Source organism: Nocardioidaceae bacterium, from assembly GCA_018672315.1.
Lineage (GTDB): Bacteria > Actinomycetota > Actinomycetes > Propionibacteriales > Nocardioidaceae > TYQ2.
Genome location: CP076053.1, coordinates 2,804,676 through 2,829,743, shown reverse-complemented (window position 1 = coordinate 2,829,743; position 25,068 = coordinate 2,804,676). Strand labels below are relative to the sequence as shown.

General features: G+C 71.6%; 26 protein-coding genes. 8 read left to right on the top strand and 18 right to left on the bottom strand.

Annotation, left to right across the window (positions count from 1 at the left end):
• Positions 1-13: 13 nt before the first annotated feature.
• Both KLP28_13665 and KLP28_13660 read left to right on the top strand, forming a co-directional pair.
• A complete protein-coding gene (locus KLP28_13665) occupies positions 14-823 on the top strand; it encodes an alpha/beta hydrolase (protein QWC84606.1) in 810 nt (269 codons plus the stop codon).
• Positions 820-1,956: a SpoIIE family protein phosphatase gene (locus KLP28_13660; protein QWC84605.1), complete on the top strand. Its 1,137-nt coding sequence runs from the start codon at positions 820-822 to the stop codon at positions 1,954-1,956. The genes KLP28_13665 and KLP28_13660 overlap by 4 nt, the downstream gene beginning before the upstream one ends.
• Positions 1,957-2,007: 51 nt before the next feature.
• Here KLP28_13660 and KLP28_13655 read toward each other — a convergent pair whose 3' ends face one another.
• The 8 genes from KLP28_13655 to KLP28_13620 all read right to left on the bottom strand — a co-directional run bounded on the left by KLP28_13655 (position 2,008) and on the right by KLP28_13620 (position 8,472).
• Complete coding sequence (locus KLP28_13655; GenBank protein ID QWC84604.1) at positions 2,008-2,412, bottom strand: DUF2237 domain-containing protein; 405 nt, start codon at positions 2,410-2,412, stop codon at positions 2,008-2,010.
• A 26-nt stretch (positions 2,413-2,438) separates the two neighbouring features.
• Positions 2,439-3,125: a DUF2470 domain-containing protein gene (locus KLP28_13650; GenBank protein QWC84603.1), complete on the bottom strand. Its 687-nt coding sequence runs from the start codon at positions 3,123-3,125 to the stop codon at positions 2,439-2,441.
• A complete protein-coding gene (locus tag KLP28_13645; GenBank protein QWC84602.1) occupies positions 3,125-3,931 on the bottom strand; it encodes a siderophore-interacting protein in 807 nt (268 codons plus the stop codon). Before KLP28_13645 ends, KLP28_13650 begins: the two co-directional genes overlap by 1 nt.
• A gap of 80 nt (positions 3,932-4,011) precedes the next feature.
• Positions 4,012-4,704 carry a DUF305 domain-containing protein gene (locus tag KLP28_13640; protein QWC84601.1) on the bottom strand — a complete coding sequence of 231 codons (693 nt, stop codon included), beginning with the start codon at positions 4,702-4,704 and terminating at the stop codon, positions 4,012-4,014.
• A gap of 4 nt (positions 4,705-4,708) precedes the next feature.
• Entirely contained in the window at positions 4,709-5,602 is an 894-nt protein-coding gene (locus tag KLP28_13635; protein QWC84600.1) for a hypothetical protein, read from the bottom strand.
• Between the two features lie 43 nt (positions 5,603-5,645).
• Positions 5,646-6,848, bottom strand: coding sequence for a CoA transferase (locus KLP28_13630; GenBank protein ID QWC84599.1), 1,203 nt, complete (start codon positions 6,846-6,848; stop codon positions 5,646-5,648).
• Positions 6,845-7,729, bottom strand: coding sequence for a 3-hydroxyacyl-CoA dehydrogenase family protein (locus tag KLP28_13625; GenBank protein QWC84598.1), 885 nt, complete (start codon positions 7,727-7,729; stop codon positions 6,845-6,847). The genes KLP28_13630 and KLP28_13625 overlap by 4 nt, the downstream gene beginning before the upstream one ends.
• On the bottom strand, positions 7,726-8,472 hold the full coding sequence (locus tag KLP28_13620) for an acetoacetate decarboxylase (GenBank protein QWC84597.1): 747 nt from the start codon (positions 8,470-8,472) through the stop codon (positions 7,726-7,728). Before KLP28_13620 ends, KLP28_13625 begins: the two co-directional genes overlap by 4 nt.
• 158 nt (positions 8,473-8,630) lie before the next feature.
• Between KLP28_13620 and KLP28_13615 the strand changes: the two genes are divergently transcribed.
• The 3 genes from KLP28_13615 to KLP28_13605 are packed head-to-tail and all read left to right on the top strand — an operon-like array spanning position 8,631 to position 10,539.
• Positions 8,631-8,939 carry a hypothetical protein gene (locus KLP28_13615; protein QWC84596.1) on the top strand — a complete coding sequence of 103 codons (309 nt, stop codon included), beginning with the start codon at positions 8,631-8,633 and terminating at the stop codon, positions 8,937-8,939.
• Positions 8,939-10,012 carry an alpha/beta fold hydrolase gene (locus KLP28_13610; GenBank protein QWC84595.1) on the top strand — a complete coding sequence of 358 codons (1,074 nt, stop codon included), beginning with the start codon at positions 8,939-8,941 and terminating at the stop codon, positions 10,010-10,012. Before KLP28_13615 ends, KLP28_13610 begins: the two co-directional genes overlap by 1 nt.
• The gene (locus KLP28_13605; protein QWC84594.1) at positions 10,009-10,539 is read left to right on the top strand and encodes a GNAT family N-acetyltransferase; all 531 of its coding nucleotides are present in this window, start codon (positions 10,009-10,011) and stop codon (positions 10,537-10,539) included. Before KLP28_13610 ends, KLP28_13605 begins: the two co-directional genes overlap by 4 nt.
• Before the next feature lie 89 nt (positions 10,540-10,628).
• Here KLP28_13605 and KLP28_13600 read toward each other — a convergent pair whose 3' ends face one another.
• Genes KLP28_13600 through KLP28_13580 form a run of 5 tightly spaced genes read right to left on the bottom strand, consistent with a single transcriptional unit; the run spans position 10,629 to position 14,190 of the window.
• Positions 10,629-11,294, bottom strand: coding sequence for a DUF305 domain-containing protein (locus KLP28_13600; GenBank protein ID QWC84593.1), 666 nt, complete (start codon positions 11,292-11,294; stop codon positions 10,629-10,631).
• 5 nt (positions 11,295-11,299) lie between these two features.
• Positions 11,300-12,220: a hypothetical protein gene (locus tag KLP28_13595; GenBank protein QWC84592.1), complete on the bottom strand. Its 921-nt coding sequence runs from the start codon at positions 12,218-12,220 to the stop codon at positions 11,300-11,302.
• A 31-nt stretch (positions 12,221-12,251) separates the two neighbouring features.
• The gene (locus tag KLP28_13590; GenBank protein ID QWC84591.1) at positions 12,252-12,956 is read right to left on the bottom strand and encodes an RsmD family RNA methyltransferase; all 705 of its coding nucleotides are present in this window, start codon (positions 12,954-12,956) and stop codon (positions 12,252-12,254) included.
• Positions 12,953-13,159 (bottom strand): CDGSH iron-sulfur domain-containing protein, encoded by a 207-nt coding sequence (locus KLP28_13585; protein ID QWC84590.1) that lies wholly within the window; start codon positions 13,157-13,159, stop codon positions 12,953-12,955. Before KLP28_13585 ends, KLP28_13590 begins: the two co-directional genes overlap by 4 nt.
• A complete protein-coding gene (locus KLP28_13580) occupies positions 13,156-14,190 on the bottom strand; it encodes an iron-containing redox enzyme family protein (protein ID QWC84589.1) in 1,035 nt (344 codons plus the stop codon). Before KLP28_13580 ends, KLP28_13585 begins: the two co-directional genes overlap by 4 nt.
• A 140-nt stretch (positions 14,191-14,330) precedes the next feature.
• Between KLP28_13580 and KLP28_13575 the strand changes: the two genes are divergently transcribed.
• Positions 14,331-15,206: an alpha/beta fold hydrolase gene (locus KLP28_13575; protein ID QWC84588.1), complete on the top strand. Its 876-nt coding sequence runs from the start codon at positions 14,331-14,333 to the stop codon at positions 15,204-15,206.
• 56 nt (positions 15,207-15,262) lie between these two features.
• Here the strand turns inward: KLP28_13575 and KLP28_13570 are convergent, their stop codons facing one another.
• Genes KLP28_13570 through KLP28_13550 form a run of 5 tightly spaced genes read right to left on the bottom strand, consistent with a single transcriptional unit; the run spans position 15,263 to position 23,195 of the window.
• Entirely contained in the window at positions 15,263-16,492 is a 1,230-nt protein-coding gene (locus tag KLP28_13570) for an ATP-binding protein (GenBank protein ID QWC84587.1), read from the bottom strand.
• A gap of 58 nt (positions 16,493-16,550) precedes the next feature.
• On the bottom strand, positions 16,551-17,705 hold the full coding sequence (locus tag KLP28_13565) for a hypothetical protein (protein QWC84586.1): 1,155 nt from the start codon (positions 17,703-17,705) through the stop codon (positions 16,551-16,553).
• Positions 17,702-21,130: a hypothetical protein gene (locus tag KLP28_13560; protein QWC84585.1), complete on the bottom strand. Its 3,429-nt coding sequence runs from the start codon at positions 21,128-21,130 to the stop codon at positions 17,702-17,704. Before KLP28_13560 ends, KLP28_13565 begins: the two co-directional genes overlap by 4 nt.
• The gene (locus KLP28_13555; protein ID QWC84584.1) at positions 21,127-21,711 is read right to left on the bottom strand and encodes a DUF4194 domain-containing protein; all 585 of its coding nucleotides are present in this window, start codon (positions 21,709-21,711) and stop codon (positions 21,127-21,129) included. Before KLP28_13555 ends, KLP28_13560 begins: the two co-directional genes overlap by 4 nt.
• Positions 21,708-23,195 (bottom strand): DUF3375 domain-containing protein, encoded by a 1,488-nt coding sequence (locus KLP28_13550; GenBank protein ID QWC84583.1) that lies wholly within the window; start codon positions 23,193-23,195, stop codon positions 21,708-21,710. The genes KLP28_13555 and KLP28_13550 overlap by 4 nt, the downstream gene beginning before the upstream one ends.
• Before the next feature lie 279 nt (positions 23,196-23,474).
• On the opposite strand from KLP28_13550, the gene KLP28_13545 reads away from it, so the two are divergent.
• Together KLP28_13545 and KLP28_13540 are read left to right on the top strand one after the other, a co-directional pair.
• Positions 23,475-23,813: a helix-turn-helix domain-containing protein gene (locus tag KLP28_13545; protein ID QWC84582.1), complete on the top strand. Its 339-nt coding sequence runs from the start codon at positions 23,475-23,477 to the stop codon at positions 23,811-23,813.
• Positions 23,810-25,066, top strand: a complete 1,257-nt coding sequence (locus KLP28_13540; GenBank protein QWC84581.1) for a HipA domain-containing protein — start codon at positions 23,810-23,812, stop codon at positions 25,064-25,066. Before KLP28_13545 ends, KLP28_13540 begins: the two co-directional genes overlap by 4 nt.
• Positions 25,067-25,068: the final 2 nt, after the last annotated feature.

Sequence of the window (25,068 nt, the reverse complement as noted above, 5' to 3'; positions counted from 1 at the left end):
TTAGTGTGGGGCCATGACACTCGCGGAGGCGCTGGACGTGCGCACCACCGGGCCGGTCGACGGCTCCGTGGTCGTGCTCGTGCACGGTTTCGGGTGCGGGCAGTCGATGTGGCGCCAGGTCGCGCCGGTGCTGGGCGCGACCCACCGGGTGATCTCCTTCGACCTGCCCGGGTCCGGCGGAGCCGACGACGCCTCCTACGACCCGACCCGGCACGCCCGGCTCGAGGGATACCGCGACGACGTGCTGGCGCTGCTGGACGAGCTCGACCTGAGCGACGTGACGCTGGTGGGCCACTCGGTGGCCGCGATGATCGGGGTGCTGGCGAGCATCGAGGCCCCGCAGACGGTCGCCCGGCTCGTGCTGGTCGCGCCGTCCGCGCGCTACGTCGACGACGGCGACTACGTCGGTGGGTTCGCCGCTGCCGACATCGACGAGCTCGTCGAGCTGATGCAGCGCAACCACCTGGGGTGGCAGGAGCCGCTGGCCGAGCTGGTCTCCGGCGACGGCGGGCCTGCGGCGCGCGAGGAGCTGTACGAGAGCTTCTGCCGTACGCGCCCCGAGGTCGCCGCCCAGTTCGCCGACGTGACCTTCCGCGGCGACAACCGCGCCGACCTGCCCCGGGTGACCGTCCCGACCCTGGTGCTGCAGTCGGCCCACGACCTGGTCGCGCCGCTGACGGCGGGTCGATTCGTGCACGAGCAGATCCCCGACTCCCGCTTCGCGGTCATCGACACCGCCGGCCACTGTCCGCACCTGACCGCGCCGGGTGAGACCTCGGCCGCGATCCTCGACTTCCTCGGCCGCGTGCCGACCGCCGCGTGAGGGCCCGCACCCGGCTCGATCCCGACCTCCTGCAGGACGCACCGGCCGGTCACGTCACGACCGACGAGACAGGGCTCGTGGCCAGCGCGAACACGGAGTTCCTGCGCCTGGTCGGACGCACCGAGGACGACGTGGTCGGTCGGCTGGAGCTCGCGGACCTGCTGACGGTGGCCGGACGGGTCTACCTCGAGACGCACCTCGCGCCGCTGCTGCAGCGCGAGGAGGTCGTGCGCGAGATCGAGCTGGACCTGCTGCGGCCCGACGGCGCACGCGCCCCGGTGCTCCTCAACGCCCGGCGGCTGGGCGACGAGGGGTCACGGTCGCTGCAGATCGTGCTCCTCGGGGCCGGTGACCGGCACCGCTACGAGGAGGACCTCCGGCAGGCCGGCCGGCTCGCCGAGGCCGCCCGGGCCGAGTCCGCTGCGCTCGCCGAGACCCTCTCGCGCACCCTGATCCCTCCCGCTCCCCCGTCGGTTCCGCACCTGGAGATCGCGGCGGCGTACCGCCCTGCGGGTGACGGTCGCGAGGTGGGCGGCGACTTCTACGACGTCTTCCAGGTCAGCGAGACCGGCTGGGTCGTCGTGCTGGGCGACGTGAGCGGCAAGGGCGTGCACGCCGCGACCGTCACCTCCCTGGTGCGGCACAGCGTACGGACCCTCGCGATCGACCACCCCGACCCCGCCGACCTGCTCTACGGCGTCGACCGGGTGCTGACCCGGGAGCAGACCGACCACTACTGCACCCTGATCGTGGTGCGCATGGACTACCGCGAGCGTGGGTGGGACCTGCGGATCTGTCTCGCCGGCCACCCCCCGGCCCTGCTGCGCGCGGCGGACGGCACCGTGACCGAGGTCGGCACCCCGGGGTCGCCCGCCGGGCTCATGCCCGAGCCGTCGTTCACCTGCGTCCGGCACCGCCTCGGCGATGAGCTCCTGACGGTCTACACCGACGGCGTCACCGAGGCGCGCGGGGTCGCCGGGATGTACGGCGAGGAGCGGCTCTACGCGTTGATGGGAGAGCTGTCGCACGACCCGCACGCGCAGGTCGACGGCATCGTGACCTCTGCCCTGGACTACCAGGACGGCAACCCCGCCGACGACATCGCGATCATCGCGTTCGCGGCCGTCGGCTGAGGCTGCTCGCCACACCCGCGAGCTCAGCCCAGGGAACTCAGGCCGGGGAACTCAGGCCAGGGAGCTCAGGTCGGGAGGCACGTCGACGGCGTAGCCGCGCAGCACCTCCAGCGGCACGACCTCCAGCGCACGCTCCGAGGTCGCGGCGAGCACCACGGGCGGGGCGACGCCGTCGTGGTGGGCGTGCAGCCAGCGTGCGGCGACGACGCACCACCGGTCGCCGCCGCGGAGTCCGGCGAAGCCGAAACGCGGCTGCGGGGTCACCAGGTCGTTGCCGGTGGCGACCTGGTGGGCGAGGAACTCATCGGTCATCACCGCGCAGATCGCGTGCAGACCGGGGTCGCCCTCACACCGGCAGGTGCCGTCGCGGAACCAGCCGGTGACCGGGTCGGTGCTCGCGACCTCGAGGGGTTCGCCGAGGACGTTGCTTTCGGGTCGTGCGCCGGTGGTGCTCATGGGCACCAGCCTGACGTACGCCCCTCTCAGGCCCGGTCCGTGGGCGGCACCGCTGCGGTGCAGCGGCAGCCCAGGGGCAGCGCGATGCCGCTCGGGGCCTGGGCGAGCGCGTCGATCGGGCCGCCGGGGAACGGCAGCCTGACGTCCTCCACGCCGTGAGCGCTCAGCACCGTCATCGAGATGCCGTAGCGGTCGACGTCGTGGACCTCGACGGCTTCGGCGGTGCGGTGTCCCTGGGCTCGCAGGCAGGCCACGAGGTCGCGGGAGTGGGCCTCGCGCAGGTGCGCGACCAGCTGGGGCGCGAGACGCCACAGCGGGTCCGGTGCGGCGGCCCGGAGCTGTTCCGGCGCCACGGCGATCCCACGGTGGCCGCCGAGCAGGCACTGGACCGGCGTCAGACCGAAGACCGCGTCACCGGCGCCGTCCGCCTGCCCGCCCGGGGGTCGGCAGGCGTGGAGGCGTCCGGTGAGCTCGATGCGACGGTAGGGCCGGGCCGCGGGCACGATGAGCGAGGCGACCCGCCGACCCTCGAGGTCGGCGGCCGTCGCGGAGTCCGCCTCGACGGCGATGCGCGGTCGTCCGTCGGCGCCGGTGTGCACGGTCACGATGGTCATGGCGCCGGCCCGGCCGCCGCAGCCGCGCACCAGCAGGGTGCCGCAGCGGGCGCGGGCCAGCGCCGTACGCGCCACCTCGGCCGGGGACGGGCCGGTCATCACGCGACCTCGGCTTCCATCGCGGCGACGAAGTCGCCCTTGACCGCGCGCCACGCCTCGTCGTCCATGTGGCGGCGCCAGTACGGCGAGCACGACATGTCGGCGCGCGGGACGCGGCGGTCCAGCAGCAGGTGCCGGCGCAGGGCACGGATCTCGTCGGCCTCACCGTGCACGAAGGCGTGCACGCGACCCCGGGGGAACGGCAGGTTGCGGACCTCCTCGGCGAGGAGGTCGGCGTCCTCGGCACCGCCGCTGCGATGGAGCCAGACGACGTCGAGGTCGCCCGGCGAGGTCAGCGGCACCTCGTGGTCGGGGCCGTCGCAGAGGAGGCGTACGACCGCCAGAGCGCCCTCCGGCACCGCCTCGAGCGACGCGGCGATCGCGGGCAGCGCGGACTCGTCGCCCACGAGCAGGTGCCAGTCGGCCGTGGGGTCGGGACGGTAGCCGCCGGCGGGCCCCTCGAGGACGAGCACGTCGCCGGGCCGGGCGGTGCTCGCCCAGCGACCGGCGGCACCCGTGCCGTGCACGACGAAGTCCAGCGTCAGCGTGCACGACGCGGGGTCCCAGGCGCGCACGGTGTAGCGGCGGCGTACGGGCCACAGGTCCCGCGGGCAGGTCTGCTTGACCTCGGCGGGCTCGAAGGGGGCGGCGTACGGCGCTCCCTCCGGTGGGAGGGCGATGTTGACGTAGGCGTCGGTGGCCTCGGGCATCACGAAGCGGCTGGGGTCGGCGAGGTCGCCGCCGGTGAGGGTCAGCCGGACCATGTCGGGGGTGATCCGGTCGATGGTGTCGACGTACGCTTGCATGAGGCCCTCCTGGTCTTGAAGTTAGGCAAGCCTAACCTCACCGGTGGAGGATGTCGATGGCGCCCGCCCGCCGGACTGCCTCAGCGCGCGAGCAGGTCCTGCATGGTGCCGATCTCCGCGGCCTGCGTGCGGGCGATCTCCCGCGCCAGCTCGATCGCCCCGGCGTCCTCACCCTCGGCGATCTGCGTCCGCGACTGCTCGATCGCCCCCCGGTGGTGCTCGACCATCAGCTCCAGCCACAGGTCGCCGAACGCGGCGTCGGAGGCGGTGCGGAGGTCCGACATCTGCTGCGGCGACATCATCCCTTCCATCTCCACCCCGCCCATGTCGTGGTCCATCCCGTTCATGTCGTGGTCCATCCCGCTCATGTCGCCCATGTCGCTCATGTCGCCCATGCCGGCCGTGGGCTCGACCCCCCACTCGTCGAGGAAGCCCGTCATCTGCTCGATCTCCGGCTGCTGCGCATCGCGGATCTGTGCCGCCAGGTCCGCGATCGCCGGATCGATGTCGCGCCCCTGCACCATCTCGGCCATCATCACCGCCTGCTGGTGGTGCGGGATCATGCCGGCGACGAACGCGACATCGGCCTCGTTGAAGTCCGCGTCCGCGGGCACCGATGACGCCGATGTCTCGTCGGCCGAGGTCTGCTCGTCACCGCCGCAGGCGGCACCGAGGGTCACCAGCGCAGCCGCGGCGAGCGACCCGGCGGCCACGCGGCGGAGTCGTCCGGGAAACCGTTCGCCGAGGGGTCGGGATGTGCGGGTGGGGGTCATGGGTCTACCAGCCTTCTGCGTCGATGAACGTGTCTCCGAGGTCGTCGCTGCGGACGAGACCTCGGCTGTCGAGAAGCCACACGGCACCGTCGGGCCCGGCGGTGAACGCCTGCAGTCCACGGTCGGCCGCCCCGTCGCGTGCGGTCCACTCCCCCGGTGCCTCCGCAGTGTGGAGGCGGCCGTCGGTGCCGACGCCCACGAGCGTGCCCTCGGGCGCGACGTCGACGAGCACCAGCTGCGGCGCACCCGGCACGGTCGCGAACGTACGCCCGACGTCGTCGCTGCGCAGCAGCTCCCCGCGGTCGGTGGTGCCCCACACGCTCCCACGCGTCGGGTCGACCGCGAGGTCGAGGAATGCGGGCGCCCCCGCGACGGTGGTGAACGTACGTCCGTCGTCACTGACGCGCAGGACGCCGTTGGACGCGTCGTACCCGACGACACCGCTCTCGCCCGCGTCCATGGCATGGAAGTCGGCCTCGCCCGACAGCGCGACCGGCCGCCAGGAGGAGCCGCTGTCGGTGGAGGTGATCAGGCCGAGGTTCGCGGGTCCCTGTGTGTCGGGAGCGGAGTGCCCGCTGGCGAAGAGGTTCTCGTCGGGTCCGACCGTGAAACCCATGAGGTCGCTGCGGGTCTCGCCCACCCGGCTCAACCCGGCGCCGTCGGTGTAGGCGAAGAGCCCGTCGTGGGTGGCGACGTACACCCGGCTCGGGTCGTCGGGATCGACCTCGAGTCCGTGGACGTGCGCGACGCCGGCCTCGCTGGCCGAGCCACCCGAGCCGCCCGACGGGCCACCGGATCCGTCCGACGGTCCGGTTCCGCACGCGGTGAGCACGAGCAGAGCCGACGCTGCGGACGCCAGGGTGCGCGCGAAGTGGCCCGCCACGGGGAAGGGGGACATGCCGCCCACCGTAGGCGGGGCGCGACTCCCTCCCAAGTTCTACTCAAGCGACGGTGCCCGCCTCCCGGAGAGCCGCGATGCGGGCGGCGTCGTACCCGAGAGCGCTCAGCACCTCGTCGGTGTGCTGCCCGACCGACGGAGGCATCCGACCGGGCACCGGGTCGGCGCCGTCGACCTCGAAGGGCACGGCGATGGCGCCGACCCGGTCGTCCTCGGCGAAGGAGACGACCAGGCCGTTCGCGCGCATCTGCTCGTCGTCGGCGAGGTCCTCAGGAGTCGCCACGACGTCGAAGACGACGTCGTTCTCGGTGAGCAGGCGCTCCCAGTGGGCGCGCTCGTGCCGGGCGAAGGCCCGGTCGAGCTCACCGATCAGCGCCGTGGCGTTCGCCAGCCGGTCGGGCTTGGTGGTGAAGCGCTCGTCCTCGAGCAGGTCCTCGCGCTCGAGGCACCGGGCCAGCACCGGCCAGTGCCGGTCCTCGTTGAGCAGGGTCAGCAGCAGCCACTTCCCGTCCGCGGCCTCGTAGTGCAGGCTCAGCGCGTTGAAGTGCTCCTCGCGTGGCGGACGCTCGGGGAACTCCGCCCCGCACAGGGCCGCGGTCGCCATGTAGGAGTTCGCCCACAGCCCGTTGGCGTGCAGCGAGGACGACACGTGGGCGCCCGCGCCGGTGCGCTCGCGCTGGTAGAGCGCGGTGGCGATCGCGGCGTACAGGCTCATCGCCGAGGGGTGGTCGCCCTGCCCGACGACGCCCTTGGCCGGCGGGGCATCGGAGGCCGGCTTGATGGTGTCCATCATCCCCGAGCGCGCCCAGTACGACGTCGCGTCGAAGCCGGGCTTCGCCGCCTCGGGGCCGCGCTCGCCGTAGCCGGTGAAGGAGGCGTACACGAGCCGGTCGTTGAGGCCTGCCAGGGTGGCGTGGTCGATGCGGAACTTCTCGCGTACGCGCAGCGGGTAGTTGGTGATGAAGACGTCGGCGTCGGCGACGAGGTCGTGCATCACCTGCTGACCCTCGGGCGACCTCAGGTCCAGCGCGAGCCCGCGCTTGCCGCGGGCGTCGTGGATCCAGGCGTAGTCGTGCTCGGAGACGGGTTGGCCGGGCAGGCGCGGCAGCTGGCGGTACGCGTCCCCCGCGCCGGGCGACTCGATCTTGACCACCTCGGCGCCGAGGTCGGCCATGATCATCGCCGCCGCCGGGGCGGCGATGTAGCTGCCGCAGTCGATGACCTTCAGGCCCGCGTACAGGCTCATGACTTCTCCTCGTGGGCGTCGGTCTCGTAGTCGTCGTAGAAGCCGCGGCCGGACTTGACCCCGAGCCGGCCGTCGTCGATGTAGCGGCGCAGCAGCGCCCGGGGGCCCTCGGGCAGGCCGTCACGGTGGGCGGCGTAGTTCTCCTCGATGTCGAGCACGACGTCGAGGCCGACGGCGTCCATCGCGCGGAAGGGTCCGCGGCGAGCGCGCAGCACCGAGACGTAGATGTCGTCGATCTCCGCCGGCGAGGCGACGCCCTCGTCGAGCACCATCAGGGCCTCACGCTTGATGGAGGCCCAGATGCGGTTGTAGATGAAGCCCATGCTCTCGCCGTGCACGCGGTAGGGCTCGATGCCGAAGCGGGGCAGCTCGTCCATGAGCCGGTCGATGATGTCGGCGTCGGTGTGCCCGCACGACATCAGCTCGCACGCCACGGCGACCGGTGGCATGTAGAAGTGCATGTTCAGCACCCGCTCGGGTGAGCCAACCTGCTCGATCATGCGGCTGGTGGGGTGCGAGGAGGAGTTGCTCGCGAGGATCGCGTCGCCGGGAGCGAGCCGCTCGAGGTCGGCGAAGGCGGGGATCTTCACCTCCAGCCGCTCGGGCAGGGACTCCACGACGAGCCAGGCGTCAGCGACGGCCTCGGCCATGTCGCCGGTGGTCTCGACCTTCGCGGCGGTGTCGTTGCCGGTCTGCTCCAGCACGGCGGGCAGGTGCTCGTCGATGAACGCGGCGGCGTCGGCGCGCTGGGTCTCGTCGAGGTCGCAGACCCGCACCGTGCCGCCGCCGGTGGCGAACATCAGGGCGATGCGCCGGCCGAGCGTCCCGGCGCCGATCACGGCGACCGGTCGGGCGTCGGGCCCGGTGACATCGCTGCTCATCGGGTCTCCTCGAGGTAGTCGTACACGGGCTCGGCCGGCAGCAGCGAGAGGTCGGTGAGGACGTGGCTGGCGCCGACGACCTCGCGCACGGGGAGGTCCGCCAGCGGCGCCGCGACGTGGTCGAAGAGCTGCAGTCGGGCGGGGCCGGTCCAGGCCTCCTTGATGACGAGGTCGCGAACGCCGGCCCGGATCAGGTCGCAGCGCAGCAGCTGGCGGCCGTAGCCGAGGATCGTCTTGACCATGAACTGCGGCACCCCGATCTGGGCGCGGGCCTCGTCCTCGTCGAGCCGCTGCTGCTTGTAGCCCATCGTCGCGGTCGCGACCCGCTCGGAGGTGACGTCGAGGGTGCCGATCAGCACGCTGTCCTCCACGCGGAGGCGGGGGACGCCCATGCCCTTGGGGTACGCGCTGAGCTCCCGGCCGGCGACGGTGGCGGCGAAGTTGTCGAGGTACATCGCGTGGAGGTACTCCCCCCGCTCCTCCCCCAGCCGCACCGGGATCGCGAGACCACCCTCGGTGTAGGTGCCGTAGGAGCCGACGTCGCCCATGTGCATGATCTCGAAGCGCACGAGCGCGTCCTCGTCGATCTCCAGCGGCTCCGGCACGACGGCACGCAACGCCTCGGGGTCGGTGCGGTAGGTGATGTTGAGGTACTCGCGGTCGATGAACCGGTTCGCGGCCAGCGGGTACGGCGGCGCGGTCAGCGGTGTCGCGTGGGCTGCGGCGACGTCGGCGGCCCTCACGTCGCGCACCCGGCGGCGGGTGTGTGGACCGATCGCGGCATGGAGGACTCCTGAGGGTTCGGGGCGACGGAACGTGGCTACGGTCCTGACATGAGGCCCACGTCACACCTTCCACCCCACCTGACGCCCACACCTGCGCCCGCCCACCGCCGGGCCGCGTGATGGGCCTGCCGGGACCCCGCGACCTCTACGACAAGGTCGAGAAAGCCGCCGGCCCGCGGGCGCGGGAGGTCACGCACTCCGACCAGTTCGCACAGGCGGCCTCGGTGGTCGCCGGACTGAACCACTTCGTACGCGGACGCGTGAACCGGGTCGCGGCGAAGGCCTGGCACACCCTCAACCTGCCCGCCGGCACCGACGTGCAGAAGCTCAACAACCGCCTGGGTGCTCTGGACCGGCAGGTGCGGCTGCTGACCATGGAGCTCGAGCGCGAGCGCGGCAAGGCTCCGAGGAAGGACGCGGACTGATGGCGAGCATTCCGGGTGCCGGCACCCTGGACCGCGTACGCAAGGAGGTCGAGCGCAACGCGCTGCGGGCCCGCAACGGCATCGCGATGGCCACGGGCCTCAAGCGCACCGACGTGGGACTCACCCCGAAGGACACGGTGTGGAGCTCCGGTCGCGCCGAGCTGTGGCGCTACCGCAGCGACGAGGTCTCGCTGAAGCCGCCGCTGCTGATCATCTACAGCCTGTTCAACAAGAGCTACATCCTCGACCTGCGGCCCGGCAACAGCGTCATCGAGAGGCTGGTGGCCGAGGGCTTCGACGTCTACATGATCGACTGGGGCGTGCCCGACGAGCGGGACGCTGAGAACCGGCTCGAGGACTACGTCGACTACTACATCCCGGCCTGCATCGAGCGGATCCAGGAGCTCACGGGCACCGAGCAGGTCAACCTCTTCGGCTACTGCTTCGGCGGCACGCTGGCGATGCTGCACGCGGCGCACCACCCGGAGTCGCCGCTGCGGAGCCTGACGGTGCTGACCACGCCGGCGGACCTGCAGCAGTGCGGCCCGATGACCGAGATCATGGCGCGCACCGACCTCGAGGACGTCATCGGCAAGGACGGCCTGGTGCCGCCCGGCGTCATCATGCAGGGCTTCCGCACGCTGGAGCCGGTGGGCGAGGTGACCACGCGGGTCGACCTGGTCGAGAAGCTCTGGAACGACGACTTCGTCAGCGCCTACCAGGCGATGAACGGGTGGGCCACCGACCAGGTGCCGCTGCCGGGCGGCGTCGCCCGCCAGTTCAAGAAGCTGGTGGTGGAGAACGGCTTCCTCAAGGACCGCGTCTATCTCGACGGCGACCGGGTGCACCTCTCCGACATCACCGTGCCGTTCATGCACGTGCTCGGGCTGCGCGACCACATCATCCCCGAGCCCGCGGCGAGCCCCCTGGTCGATCTCGTCGGGTCGGAGGACAAGCAGGAGCTGCGACTCGACGCGGGTCACGTCGGACTCATGCTCGGGCGCACCGCCCACAAGAACACGCTGCCGGTCGTCATCGATTTCCTCAAGAAGCGGAGCGAGCCCGTCTCATGACCATCGCCGAACTCACCGTCGACCACGTCGAGGCGCTGACCTCGTTCTTCGCCCGGATGCCCGAGGGCGACGTCACCTTCATCAAGGTCGACGTCTCGCCCGAGGCGATCGCCACCTGGCCCGACGCCCCCGGGGCACGCTGGGTCGAGGTCGACCAGGACGGGACCGTGCAGGGCTTCGTGGTGCTCTACCGCCTCTCGGGGCTCTCGGACCACGTCGCGGAGCTGCGGCTGGTCGTCGACCCCGACGCGCGGGGTCGCGGCATCGGGCGTGCGCTGGCGCAGCACGCGGTGGCGTACGCCGTACGCGACGGACTGCTCAAGGTCGTCGTCGAGATGCCGGCGGCCCGGCAGCGGGTCTCGGAGATGTTCCTCGACCTCGGGTTCACCGGTGAGGCGCTGCTGCGCGACCACTTCCGCGACCGCGACGGGCAGGTGCAGGACCTGATCATGCTGGCCTACCTCGTCGAGGAGGCCCAGCAGTCGATGAGCGCCGTGGGCATGGCCGAGGTGCTCGACGAGGGGTGACCCAGGACGTCCCAACCGCGATCATCGAGCCGGGCTGGGTGCCGGCACCCCTCAGGTCGCGGTCGACGGGCAGACGCCGGGTCAGCGGATCAGCCGGCGAGCAGGTCCTGCATCGTGGCGATCTCCTCGGCCTGCGTCTGCGCGATGTCCTCGGCCAGAGCGACCGCCTCGGCGTCCTCGCCCTCCGCGATCTGCGTACGCGACATCTCCACCGCACCCCGGTGGTGCTCGATCATCAGCTCGAGCCACCGGTCGCCGAACTCCGCGTCGGACGCCGTGCGCAGCGACGACATCTGCTGCGGCGACATCATGCCCATGCCGCCCATCTGGCCCATGTCGCTGTGGTCCATCCCGTCCATCCCGCCCATCCCGTCCATGCCGTCCATGCCGTCCATGGCCGAGGCGGGCTCGGCGCCCCACTCGTCGAGGAACCCCTCGAGCTGCTCGATCTCGGGCTGCTGGGCATCCCTGATCTCGGCAGCCAGGTCGGCGATCGCGGGATCGACGTCACGGCCCTCGACCATGTCGGCCATCATCACGGCCTGCCGGTGGTGCGGGATCATGCCCGACGCGAACTCCACGTCGGCCTGGTTGAAGTCCGCGTCGGCCGGCACGGACGACGTCGAGCCGGCGTCGCCCGGGGGCTGCTCGTCCCCGCCGCAAGCGGCGCCGAGGACCAGCACCGCGAGCGAGGCCAGCGACGCCACGCCGGCGCGGAGCAGTCGGGAGGAGCGGTGCGTACGGGTGCGTGCCATGTGGTCTACCAGCCTTCTGCGTCGGTGAACGTGTCTCCGAGGTCGTCGCTGCGGACGAGCCCTCGGCTGTCGAGGAGCCAGACGGCGCCGTCGGGACCCGCGGTGAACGCCTGGAGGCCGCGGTCGGCCGCGCCGTCGCGGACGGTCCACTCCCCCGCCCCGGTGGTGGTGTGGAGGCGCCCGTCCATGCCGATCCCGACGACCGTGCCGTCTGGGGCGACGTCGATGAGCACGAGCTGCGGGGCGTCCGGCACCTCGGCGAACGAACGGCCGCCGTCGCCGCTGCGGACGAGCTGGCCCCTGTCCGTCGTGCCCCAGACGTCCTGCGAGGTGGTGTCCACAGCGAGGTCGATGAACCCCGGGGCGCCGGCGACGGTGGCGAACGTACGCCCGTCCTCGCTGACCCGCAGCACACCGTTGGACGCGTCGTAACCGACCACGCCGCTCTCTCCGGCGTCCATGGCGTGGAAGTCGGCTTCACCCGACAGCGCGACCGGTGCCCAGGAGGCGCCGGCGTCCGTGGAGGTGATGAGCCCGAGGTCCGCCGGTCCCCCGCTGCCCGGTGCGGAGTGGCCACTGGCGAAGAGGGTGTCGGCGGGGCCAACCGTGAAGCCCATCAGGTCGCTGCGGGTCTTCCCCACCCGGTCGAGTCCGGCGCCCTCGGTGAAGGCGAACAATCCGTCGTGGGTGGCGACGTAGACGCGGTCGGCATCGTCGGGATCGACTTCGAGCCCGTGGACGTGGGCGACGCCCAGGCTCGCTGCGCTGCCGTCCTTGGAGGACGGTGCGTCGGGTTCGGCCGATCCGTCCGCGGTCCCTCCGCACGCGGTCGCACCGAGCAGGAGCAGGAGGACGGCGGTGACGGCGCCGAGCGGTCCGGGGCATCGCCGTCGGGACCGTGTCGGGGAAGTCGACAGTGCACTCACGCGGCCACGGTACAGAGACGGTCCAGGCAGCTCACTCAGATAGCTGCGTGAGCCTCACCACCACGCCGCGCTCCCTCGTACGCGTCTCCTCGACGGTCCAGCCGCGGGTGGTGAGGTCAGCCGCGAGCTGGTCGACCTGGCCGGTGTGACCGAGCTGCAGCAGCAACGATCCGTCGGGCCGTAGGTGCCCCGCGCACGCGCGCAGCACGGCGCGGGCGACGTGGAGACCGTCGTCGCCGCCGTCGATGGCGAGCACGGGATCCTCGGGGAACTCCCCGATCGACTCGTGCCGCACCCACGGTGGATCGGCGACGACCACGGCGAACCGCTCGTCGTCGCCGAGCGACTCCTCCAGCCGGCCTTGACGCACCTCGACGCGGTCGCCCACGCCGGCGGTCTCGGCGTTGCGGGTCGTGTACCCGCACGCCGTCGGATCGAGGTCGACCGCGACCCAGCGGCAGTCGGCGAGCGTGGCGGCGAGCAGGCCGATGTGGCCCGCGCCGGAGCAGAGCTCGAGCAGGGGTGGGCCGGGCTCGCCGGGCTCGTCGGGCTGTTCTGTGTCGATGTCGGCGAGCAGCTCGGCGGCCCAGCGTGACTGCATCGCGGTCCACGGTCGGGGTTCGAGCACGCGGGAGTCGTACGCGATGGTCAGGCCGCCGACGTCGACGACGCCGGGGCCGTACGCGGGGTCCTCGAGCGGCCCGGGGTCGGCGGCGAGGTCGGCGTCGGAGCTCATGGACGGTCCTCGGGCGGCAGCGTCTTGTGGGTGCCGTCGCACCAGGGCAGCCGGCCCGACATGCGGCAGCGGCACACCGCCGAGACGGGCCGGGTGGTGCGGTGCTCGCGTCCCTGGTCGTCGGTGACGACGTGGTCCCCGCGCAGCAGCATGGGGCCACCGGGGCAGAGCACGACGTCCTCGCGGGCGCTCGGTCGGATCATGACGCCCACCGCTGCAGCAGCGACGTGCCCACGCGAGCCTCGAGGTCGAGGCAGGTCCAGGCGCCGAGGAGGACGTCCTCGGCGAGGTGCGGCTCCTCGGCGACGAGGGCCCCGCACACGGCGCGTACGGCGACCTGCTCGTGCGCGGCGTCGGCCTCGACGTGCTCGTCGTAGTAGGCGGCGACCTCCTCGGGCAGCCCGAGCTTGCGCAGGGCGCGGGCCAGGCGCTGGGAGGGAAGCGAGCTGGAGGCCTCGAACGCGGCGAAGTGGCCGAGAGCTGCTCCGCGGAGGCGTCGGTGGAGCCCGAGCATCGTCATGGCGGCGTTCTGCTCGAGGATCTCGGGCACGGCCTCGCCGACGTACGCGCCGTAGTCCGCGTCGAGGCCGGCGGCGCGCATGCCGCGCTCGTAGAGGTGGTGGTGCAGGGCCGCGGGGTCGCCGGCGCCGTACTCGTCGTACTGGATCTCCGCCAACGGCGCCTTCGCCGCAGTGGTCAGGCGGGGCACGACCCAGGCGGTCGGATCGGCCTCCTTGAGGTGGTAGACGGATTTCTGCGCGAGCATGTCGAGGGCCTGCTCGGTCGTGCCGTGGCGCTGCAGGTGAGCGGCGAGCGAGGGGCCGTCGTGGGACTCGGTCATCGCGAAGACCGCCTCGGCGAGACGATCGGGGTCGGCGACCTCGTCGGCGGCCGGGTAGTCGTCACGGACGGCGGCCCAACGCTCGCGGAGACGCTGCTCGAGGTCGCGCTCGAGGCGTACGCGCACGGCCAGCAGGTCGGGGTGCCACTCCCAGCGGTCGTCGACGCCGGCGAAGCCGCGGTAGTGCAGCTCCTGGAGCACCCAGAGGGTCTGGGCCTCGTCGTCCGCGCTGGAGGCGGGCGGGAGGGAGACGGCGTCATCGGGAGAACCGAGCAGGGTGTCGTGAACGGCCGCACCGAGGGTGCCGCGGGGTGCGGGCAGGCAGGGCGCTGTCGGTCCTGGCGTCGAGGGCTCCCCGGCGAGGGCGTCGGGTGCGGGACTGACGAGCGTCATGGGACTCCTGGGGGCGGCAGCGGGTGGGCACGAGCAGGCTCGGGTGGGCACGGCGTGGTGCCGTCCCTCGTCCCGTGCCCGATGCATGGAGGGGCACGCACACCCGCCGGGGTGGCCGGGGTTGCCGCTACGGTCGGCAGATGACTGTCGAGCAGATGCCCTGTGGTGAGGTCGAGCTGGCGTACGAGACCTTCGGTGATCCCTCTGATCCGCCGTTGGTGCTGGTGATGGGCCTGGCGACGCAGATGCTGGGGTGGCCGGACGGGTTCTGCCGGACGCTGGTCGACGCCGGGTTCTTCGTGGTGCGCTTCGACAACCGCGACATCGGGCTCTCGACGCACCTGCACGAGGCAGGGCAGCCGGACCTGTCGCCGTACTTCGAGGGCCGGCCGGTCGAGTCCGCGTACGTGCTCGCCGACATGGCCGACGACACCGCTGCGCTGCTCGACGGGTTGGGCCTGGACCGGGTGCACCTCGTGGGTGCGTCGATGGGCGGGATGATCGTGCAGGAGTTCGCGCTGCGTCACCCCGAGCGGCTGCTGAGCCTGACCTCGATCATGTCGACGCCCGGTCCGCAGGTGGGGCCGCCGACCGCGGAAGCCGGTGCGGTGCTGTTCAGCCCGCCGGCGACGACGGAGGACGAGGCAGTGGAGCGGGCGATCGCGACGTACTCGGTGATCGGGTCGCCCGGCTACGAGCTGGATGTCGAGGCGCTGACCGAGCGCACGCGCGAGGGGTACCGGCGTGCCCACGACCCCGCCGGTGTGGCACGCCAGCTGGCTGCGATCTGGGCGTCGGGTGACCGTACGGAGCGCCTGCGATCGCTGGAGGTGCCGACGCTGGTGATGCACGGCGAGGGCGATCCGCTCGTGCAGATCGCCGGTGGCCGGGCGACGGCCGACGCGGTGCCGGGGGCGCGGCTGGTGACGTACGAGGGGATGGGTCACGACTTCCCGCGGGAGCTGTGGGGTCCGATCGTCGAGGAGATCAGCGCTCACGCCACCGCCGCCGGTTGAGGCGCGAGCCGAAGGACGAGCCGCGAGACCCTGGCGCCGGTCAGAAGACAGCGAGGTCACACCACGTCGGGCCAGTCCGACGTCAGGTACGCCTCGATCGCCCGATGCCGGAAGGAGTGCAGCTTGCCACGGTCGATGATGCCTCGGACGGTGTCGAGTCGCCGGGCCGTGGGACCGGCCTGACTCGCGCTCGCGAAGTCCATCGCACGGGCGATGGCCGTCGCCGTGCGCTGCTCGGGTGGCAACGTCGCCATGGCCTCGAGCATCTGCATCTCACGATCAGGCAGCCTGCCGAGGATCCGCTCGACGTGCGCCGCCGCCTCCGGTCTTGCCTGCAGCCATCCCGAACGGACGTCGGCAGCAGAGATCACGTCCTCCTCGCCTGCGTACCACGCCCGGTCTCCCACGAGCTGGAAGAGGAATGGTTCACCCCGGCACAGAGCGATGACGAGGTCGACGGCTGCCGGCTCCATGCGTACGCGACCTACCTCTCCTCTGCTGTCAGCGACCGGCCAACCGGTGCTCACGAAGTCATGCAGGGCCAGTCGAAGGTCGTCGTCGTCGATGGGCGCGAGGGTGGTCGTGGCGAATCTGCGGGCGAACGTGGCGCCCTTCTTCGCACCCGCCATGTCGGCGAAGTCCGGGAGTCCGGTGAGGTAGACCGCGATCGGCAGCAGGCGGGAGACACGACCGCCCGGAACGGAGACGTCGGCTTCGAAGGCCAGCGCATCCCCGAGGCAGATCAGCAGCTGAGACAGGGCGTCGTCGTCGGTGACGTTCTGGATCTCGTCGAGGTGGATGAGGACACACACGTCGTGCTGGATCGCCCTCTGTCCGATCTCGACGAGCAGCTCCGTCAGGGCGACGTACGGCTCCGGACCACTCCCGCGATCGAGCTCGACTCCGATCCCGGCCCCGGAGACCCCTCGAACGCGGGCGAGCATCTCGCCGATCCTGTGCTCCCTGGATGACGCGAGACCCGCGCGATCGGCCAGACCGAGCAGAGCCGCGGCGAGCTTCTTCAAGGGGTCGCTTCCGGTGGGCATCCGCAACTGGGGTGTCACCCAGTCGCCGTCCGCGTCGGCGAGCTCCGCGATCCGACGCACGAGCGCGGACTTGCCCACACCGGCCTCCCCGAGGATCGTGCGGCCGCGCTCGGGCAGACCGGCGAGCCGGCGCGGTCGCACCACGTCCTGCCAATCCCGGACGTGTCGTGTCCTTCCCGCCCAGATCGTCGGGATCGTGTCAGCGCCCGGGGTGAACGGATTCGTGAGAGCTGTACGCACGCTGATAAACTTATCATGACCAGTCTCAAGAACGATAAAGTTATCCCACAGTCCTCGGCTACGGAGAGCAAAGAGCGCCGAGGGCGTACGTCCAGTCGATGCGCTCCTGCTCGAGACGCAGCCGCTCTCCGTGCACGTCGGCGACGAGTTCGGCGTACACCTCGGATTCCCCGGCGGTCAGCCGTGTCAGGCCGGCGCGGGTGGGCTTGGGCTCGACGCCCCACCGGTCGCAGTGCTCGATCAGCGTGTCGCGATCCATCAGGACCGAGCGGGTCTGTGGCAGCCACGCGCGCAGCCTGTCCAGGATCGCGAAGCCGTGGGTGTCGAGGTCACCCCAGTAGGTCACGGGCACGCCGGCCAGCCACGGCAGGCGCCCGACACGGTCCACCTCGAAGCCGTGACCCCAGATCACGAGCCCACTCTCGGGGACGGGCACGCTGAGGAAGGTCACCTCGTTCTCGACCACGAGGCAGCTCGTCGGTGACAGTGTCAGCGCCGCGAGGTCATCGGCCCGCACCGTGATGTCGGGCAGAGCGACGGGGAGGCCCAAGGAGCGATGGGGTCGCACCCGCACCACCTCCGGCTTCGCCTGCAGGCCGAGATCGGCGAGGAAGCCGGCGGCCGAAGCGCGTACGCCGAGCATCGCGCCCAGCACGCCCCGGTGCTGTTCGACGAACTTGGTGTCGACACCGGGCGCGGAGATCTGCCGGAGGAAGAGTCCGCTCCCCCGCCGGGCATCGAGCCAGTCGTACGCCGCGACCACCTGCTCGGCCTCGGCTCCGAGTGCGACTGCGGCGAGCGGTCGGCTGTGCGCCCAGTCGCGCACGGCCGCCCGGTCCCCGGCCGCGCCGATCACCCGCGCGAGAGCGGCGACCTCGCGACGTACGCCGAGCAGCGCCCACGCCTGGTCGAAGGTGCTCACGACCGCGTGCGAGGGCAGCTCGTTGCGGCCCACCAGGCGCCCGCCGACCGTCCGCCACCGCAGCGCGTAGCGTCGATCCTCGTCGCGACCGTGGTCGAGCGCGGACAGCCAAGTGCGCACGGCTGTGAGGTCGTCCCCGATCTCGGCCGGCCGCGGCCCTCGTAGCGGCACCTCGATCTGCGGGCATGGCTGCTCGTCCACGAGCGCGCGCAGCAGCGTGCCGTCGTCCCACCGGCGACGCGCAGCACGCGCGATGTCGGTCGGCGTGGACCACGGCGTCGACGACGTCACCGGGACCGCCGCTCGCGGTACTCCTCGATGGTCATCATGTGCAGCCGCGATGACGTGCCACCGGGGTTGTCGACGAAGCCGATGGAGCTGACGTACGGCTCGATGACGTGCACCTTCTGCAGGGGCGTGACGATGAGGAGCTGCAACCCGAGCTTCGCGAACAGCTCGAGGGCGTAGCGCGTAGACGCGTCGGACCCGCGACCGAAGGCCTCGTCGATCACGGCGAACCGGAAGTCGCGTGAGCGCACGGCACCCCACTCGAGCCCGAACTGGTAGGCCAGCGAGGCGGCCAGGATCGTGTACGCCAGCTTCTCCTTCTGGCCGCCTGACTTGCCGTCGGAGTCGCTGTAGTGCTCCCACTCCTCGTCGGTGACCTCGTCGCGCTCGGAGGCGGAGAAGACGAACCAGGTGCGTACGTCGGTCACCCGTCGCGTCCACGCCCTGTCGACCTCGACGAACCCGTCGCGGCCCTGGAGCCGCTCGATGATGCGCTTGACGTCGAGGAAGCGCTGCTCGGAGTACTGATCGCCGTCGACGGCAAGCGCGTCGTTGGTGAGGTTGCGCAGGTCGGCCCGGAATTGGCTGACCTCCTGGTTGGTGGTCGGCTCCTTCTCGAGCCGGATGAACCGGCCCGGGTTGTACGGCACGGCACCCAGCGCCTCGTTGATGACCGCGATGCGGTCGTCGATCGCTGCGGCCTCGCGGTGCAGCCAGTTGTTGAAGCCGGCGAGTTCCTGGATGGCGTTCTTGTTCAGGTTGTCCTTGAACTCCGCCTCGAAGCGCGGCAGGTCGTCGGCGGCGACCTGCTCGTGCAGGGCGACGTACGCCCCTCTGGCCTCCACGTCGGCGTCGAGGTCGGCCCGCAGGGCTGGCCACCGGTTCAGCAGGTCGCCCATGAGGCGCACCAGGGTCGTGCCCGTGCGTGAGAGCTGCTGCTCCACGACCCGGCCGCGTTCGGCCAGTCCGCTGGTCAGCCGCAGCTGGGCCTCGGACCAGTCCTCCGCGCGTGTCGGCGCCGAGCCCAGGCGTGCAGCGAGCTCGTCGTACGTCGCGCGTGCTGCCTCCAGCACGGACCCTTCGGCGGCCCGCACCGTCGCCTGGTCGGCGTCGCGGGTGCGCCGCGCCCGGGTGAGCGCCAGCTCGGTGGTGGCGATGCTGCGTTCGAGCCGGCTCGACTGCTCGGCGGCATCTCCGCGCGCCCTCTCGTTCGCCGCGAGCGCGGCAGTGATCTGGGCGATGCGACTGTCGCCCGCCTCGAGCCGCGCCTTCTCCTCGCGGGCGCTGGCCTCGCGTGTACGCGCCTCGGCGACGTCGAGGTGCCGCCAGGTCGTGAAGCCGAGGAGCTGCACGTACGCCTCGTCGAGCACGCGGACTTCTTCGCGGGCGTCCCAAGCGTCCCGACCGCGCTGCTGGGCTGCGCGCAGCAGCTCGGCCTGCGTCGCGTGCTCGGCCTCGACGGCCGCGATCTTGCGCTCGTTGGCCCAGCCGAGCACCCAGCGGCGGGGGTCGTCGACCCGGTGCCGGTCGTCCTTGAGGTGCCGCTCGCCCGACCGCACCTGTCCGCTGAGGGTGACGGCGCGTTTCGCGGTGCGGAACACCTCCATCGAGGTCACGCACAGATGATCCGCACGGTGGGTCAGCTCGGCCTCGAGGTAGTCGGCGAACCGTCCCTGCCTGACCTCCAGGCAGTCGGCCAGGCGGAGGGCGGCGTCGGCGTCGCGGCGCAGGGCGAGCACCCGCTCGGGAACACGTTCGTACGTCAGCCGCGCCCCCACCTCACGGCCCCCGCGTCCTCTCACCGTCAGCCGCCGCTGGTCGACCCAGGCGCTGACCGCAGCGTAGTGCTCCTGTGGCACGAGCAGGCTGAGGGCGAACCCGCGGAGCACCCGCTCGGCGGCACCCCGCCACGCGCTCGACGCCTCGTGCACGTCGAGCAGTTCCCCGGCGTATGGGAGGTCTTCGATGCCGAGACCGAGGTCGTCGCAGATCGCGTCACGAAGCTGCACCTGCTCGAGGGGCAGGTTGCTGGTGCGCGAGCGCAGGCTCGCGAGCTCCTCGGCGAGCGCCGCCAGGGCGCCTTCGGCGTCCTTCTCGGTCGAGATCGCCTCGGCGACATCGGCATCGAGCTGCTTGCGGCGGGCGACCAGCCCGGGCCGGGCTGCCTCGGCGGCGGCGCGGGCGCGCACGAAGGTGGGCTCGTCGTCGACTGCCCCGAGATCGGTGCCGACGAGGTCGGTGCCCGCGAGGGCGGCGTCGTAGCGGGCGCGCGTCTCGGCGCGCTCGCGGGCATCGTCGGCGGCCTGGGCGGCGAGGCGCTCGAGCTCGCCGATCCGGTCACCGCCGGCGCCGGCGCGCTCCTCGATCAGCGCGACACGCTCGGCGTCAAGGCGTCGAGCCCGGTCGTGCACCTGCTCGAGCTCGGCGGCGTGCTCGGCGCGGTCGACAGTCAGCTGGTCGATCTCGGTGGTGAGCGCAGCGATGCGCTGTTCGGCGACGAAGAGCGACACGGCCGCCTGCTGGTCGGCGAGCGCGTCGCGCTCCGCGAGCGCTGCGTCGTAGGTCGTGGCCGCGCCGACGAGGGGGATAAGGGCCTCGAGCTGCTCGCGGGCGCGGCGCACGGCGTCGTGGGAGCGGGTGAGGTCCTCGAAGTGACCGATGATGTCGCGGATGCGGTCGCCCGGATCGGTCGGCTCCAGCATGTGGTCGCGCACGAACTCGTTGAGATTGCCGACCGACTTCATCGACACCGTCTGGTGGAACAGCTCCAGCGCCTGCATCGACCGGATTCCCAGACGGCGGCGGAGCGAGGTGGCGTACGCGGGGAACTCGTCGAAGACGTCGGCGCCGGCGGCCCGGAGCCGCTTGCGCAGATCACGCAGGTCGGAGCCGAAGTCGGCGAAGTCCTCGGCGATCTGCAGGTCGCGATCGGCGGTGACGAAGAAGCGGTACGGCTGTCCGGTGGCCTCGCGCTGCTGGAACACCTGAGCGAGCGTGACGGTCTCGTCGTAGCCCTCGTTGGCGAAGACCGCGAGCACCACCGAGTAGGTGCGGCGGTCGGTGCGCAGTCCGATCGCCCGGGAGCGCCCGGTGGACTCGACCCGCTCGGACTTGTAGTGACCCTCGACGTAGGAGCGCAGGGTGCGCTCCTTGGACTCGGCCCCCGCCGCCTTGTTGTACGCGATGCGGTGTGCCGGCATCAGCAGGGTCGTCAGCGCATCGACGAGCGTCGACTTGCCCGAGCCGATGTCTCCGGTGAGCAGCCCGGTGTCGCCCTCGGGTCGCAGCCGCCACACGTGCCCGTCGAAGGTGCCCCAGTTCAGCACCTCGATGCGGTGCAGCCGGAAGCCGGCGCGGGGCGCGCCGCTGCCCTGTGTCACGGGCTCGTTGAGCTCGACGCGGGAGAAGAGGCCTTCGTCGACGGTCATGCGTCGGTCTCCTCACTGGCGTTGCCCGCGTACGCCTTCAGCGTGCGGTCGAAGTCGCCCATCGTCTCGGCGTCGACGTACGCCTTCAGGATGCGGCGCACCTCCCACCGGTCACGCTCGGACTTCACCTGGCGTACGAACCCGAGGTCGGCGGCCTTGCGCAGCGTGGACTCGACGTTGTCGACGAGGCGCGCCTCGTTGGTGGAGTCGGCGGAGAAGAGCCGCATCATCTCGGTGACCTGCTCGCTCGAGAGCACCAGTCGGCCCTCGCCCCCGGTGGTCTCGAACTCGACCTGGCGCTTGCGCAGCAGCACCAGGAGGAGGCTGACGGGATAGGTGAGCTGGTGGCGGCGCACGAGGCGCGGCAGCGGGTCCTCCCCCTCGACGGCGGGGCGGGTGCGCAGGTAGGCGTATCCCTCGTCGTCGTCGATGACGACGTCCACGCCGATCGTGGCGAAGTGGTCCCGCACCCCAGCCCCGGAGCGCTGCAGCGTCGTCCACGTCTGCTCGTCGGCCTCGCGGTAGAGCACGCCGCGCATCAGCCGGATGACCACCTCCGCGATCGCCCGCTCGTCGTTCATGCCCGCCTCACCGTCACCGCGGGCAGGGTGGCGCGTCGGCGTACGCCCTCGGTGTCGTCGTACTCCACGACCATCTCCTGCCGGTGGTCGAGCGGCGAGCCGTCAGGCGAGCCGTGAGACCCGTCGGGGTCCACCTCCACCTCCATCCCGGGCTCGTCGAGCGCGAGGTAGCCGATCAGCTCGGCCGCACCGTGCTCGAGCGGATAGAGCTCGAGGATGTCGTCCAGCCGGGCCGAGGACCCCGAGGGCAGCACGGCGCGGATGTTCTCGGCGAGACGACCAGCGTCGACGACGTCGGCGGTGAAGAGCAGGTCGGGTGCGTCGAGCTCGGCGTCGGCGAGCACGGTCGACTCGACCTCGACGGTGCGGGCAGGCGTGTGGAGGGGGCGCTCCAGCGGCAGGGCGATGGGGACGCCGGGCTCGTCGATCCACAGCCCGGCAGCCGGCCGGCCGGCCCGCAGCGTCAGCGCACTGGTCTCGATGGAGCGGACCAGCTCGAGCACGCGACGGTTCTCCAGCCACACCTGGTCGTCGAGGAACCGGCGGAGCTGCTCGGAGATCTGCCGCACGGTGCGCTGCGTACGCTCCGCGGCCTCGGACCAGTCGTGGTGGATGCCGCGCGTACGCCGGTCGACCTCGACCTCATCGAGGTGCCCGACCCTGTCCAGCAGGTCGGCGAGCTCGCGCTGACGGGTGTCCGACAGCAGGAACTCGTAGAACGCGGTGAAGCTGCGGCCCTGGTCGGACGCGGTGATCTGGGAGCGGCCGCCGACGAGGTCGGCGAGCAGCTCGCCCTTGCTGCCGGCCCAGGTGGCGATGCGCTCGCGGGCGTCGCGGTCGAGGCGGCGGAAATTGTCCTCCACCTCGCGGAAGTCGGCGAGCAGCTCACGGGCGAGGGTCGCGAACTGCTGGTAGCGGTCGCGTACGCCGCTGCCCTCGAGCAGGACGACCTCGCCGGCCTCGACCCGGGCAATCTCGGCGTCGATCGCCGCACGCTGCCGGTGCAGCTCGGCCAGCCGGGCCTGCGGGTCGGACTCGGTGCCCTGCACGATCTGGCGGAGCAGCTCGACGGCGGTGTGGAGGCGTGACTCGGTGCCGACGAAGCGGCGCTCGGCGAGCGAGTCGACCCAGGCGTACGCCTTCTCGAAGGCCGGCGTGACCTCGTAGTGAACCTCCCCGTCGCCGCGGGGGTAGAAGCGGCGCAGATAGCCGGAGTCGGTGGAGGACCACTCCTCGAGGTAGGCGCGAGCCTCACGGGGAAACGGGGGCTCGTGCTCCGCAGTGTCTCCTGCCGGCTCCCGAGTGTTGAGGGCGTGCAGGTGGTCGTCGAGACGGGCCATCAGGTGCGAGGCGGGGACGGCGCCGGAGTTGCCGTCGACGAACACCTCGCCGAGGAAGGCGAGGATCAGGGGCGCGTGCTGCGCGCGCAGGAGCCGCCAGCCGGCGTGCCGGTCGCGCAGCCTCTCGATCGCCTCGAAGTCCACGCGCCCAGGGTAAGGAAGGGGGCCGACAGTCGCATCGACTGATCCCGCTCGAACGAGCGGGACCCCTCCTGTGGAGGCGTGCCCCGCGAAAGACACCACGGCACAACAGCTCTTCCACTCTTCGCCGATGTTCGTTCAGACGAACATGTAAGCGCACGGTTCGACATGCATCCAAGGCTGATGACTAATGTCTTACTTGTTGGACTTTTGAATGCGTATGATGGTTTCCGCCGGGAACGCAGTCATGATGTACGCCGAGACAGACATCAGGAGGTCATCGTGGCGCTGCAACGCCGATCAACCAAGACGCCGTCCCAACGATCGGCCGCGTACGGCCCTCTCGCTGCCGTGCTCGCCACGCGACGGCAGGAGCTCGACCTCAGTCAGCAGGACCTCGCGGATCTTGCCGGCGTGGCGCGCGGCTCGGTGATCGCCGCCGAATCCGGAAGGCCGATCACGAACGAGAGCCTCCTGGCACTGCTGGACGTCCTGGGTCTGCATCTGCAGGTCTCCCGCGGACGGACACCGGGGGGGTACGCCGTGAGCACGGAACTGGCGGGCCGCTACGGCCTCGATGCCGCCGACGACACGGACGACGTCTCCCCGGAGTCCCGGTGAGCACGGCCCCTGGCGAGGAGCCCGCGCCAGCGGCGTCGCGGATGGAGTCGCTCAAGGCCGTCGAGCGAGCGGACGTCTACAAGGGCGACAGCCTGGCGGCGCACCTGACGCGGACGGCGGACGGTCGCATCGAGTTCGCGTACGCCACTGAGTGGGTGACCGCCGGCGGCGAGCCGGTGGCGAGCACGCTGCCGGTCTCTCCGGATCCGGTCGTGGTCGGCGGGGGCGCCGTGCCCGCGTTCTTCGCCGGGTTGCTGCCCGAGGGTCGGCGTCTGGCAGCCCTCCGGCGCAGTGTGAAGACATCGGCCGACGATGAGCTCAGTCTTCTTCTGGCGGTGGGTGGGGACACGGTCGGCGATGTACGCGTGGTGCCGTCGGGAGCCGGCCTGCAGACGGTGGCGCCGCGCCTGGACGTCTCGCACCCCGCGGAGCTCAGTTTTCGCGAGCTCCTGAGAGACGTGGGCATCCGGGTCGACCGGGTCGGGCTGCCGGGCGTGCAGGACAAGGTCAGCGCCGCCATGCTCAACGTGCCCGTTCGCTCGGCCCACGCGCAGTTGCTGCTCAAGCTGGACCCGCCGGAGTTTGCGCATCTTGTCGAGAACGAGATGTTCTTCCTCCGCGCCGCGGGTGGGGCCGGCATCCGCACGGTCGATGCGAGGGTCATCACGGATGCCGAAGGACTGCCCGGACTCGCGGTCACGCGCTTCGACCGCGTCTCCCGGACCGACTCCCCGGGAGCGATCGCACTGGCGGTCGAAGACGGATGCCAGGCGCTGGGGTTGCCGCCGTCGGAGAAGTACCGCGTGTCGACCGAGCGGCTCCTTTCCGCGCTGTGCCGACTCTGCGAGGCGCCGGTCGTGGCAGCCGCAGAGTTCCTGGCGCAGGTGGCGTACGCGTTCCTGACGGGCAACGGCGACGCGCACGCCAAGAACTTCTCCGTCATGCGGGACCTCGACGGCCGCTGGCAGCCGGCTCCTGCGTACGACCTGCCGAGCTCGTTCTTCTACGGCGATCACACGATGGCTCTGAGCATCGACGGTCGGAGCGACGGCGACATCGCGGGGTCCCGTTTCGTCGCACTCGGATCGGCGTTGGGCGTGCGGCCGGCAGCCGCCCAGAAGATCCTGCGGCGCGTCGCCGCGTCAGCTGACGCGTGGGTCGACACGCTCGAGGAACTGCCGTTTGACGAGGCGCGGCGTCGGAAGTTCGCCAGGGTCGTGCGTCATCGGCAGGGGATCATGACACGCTTCTGAAC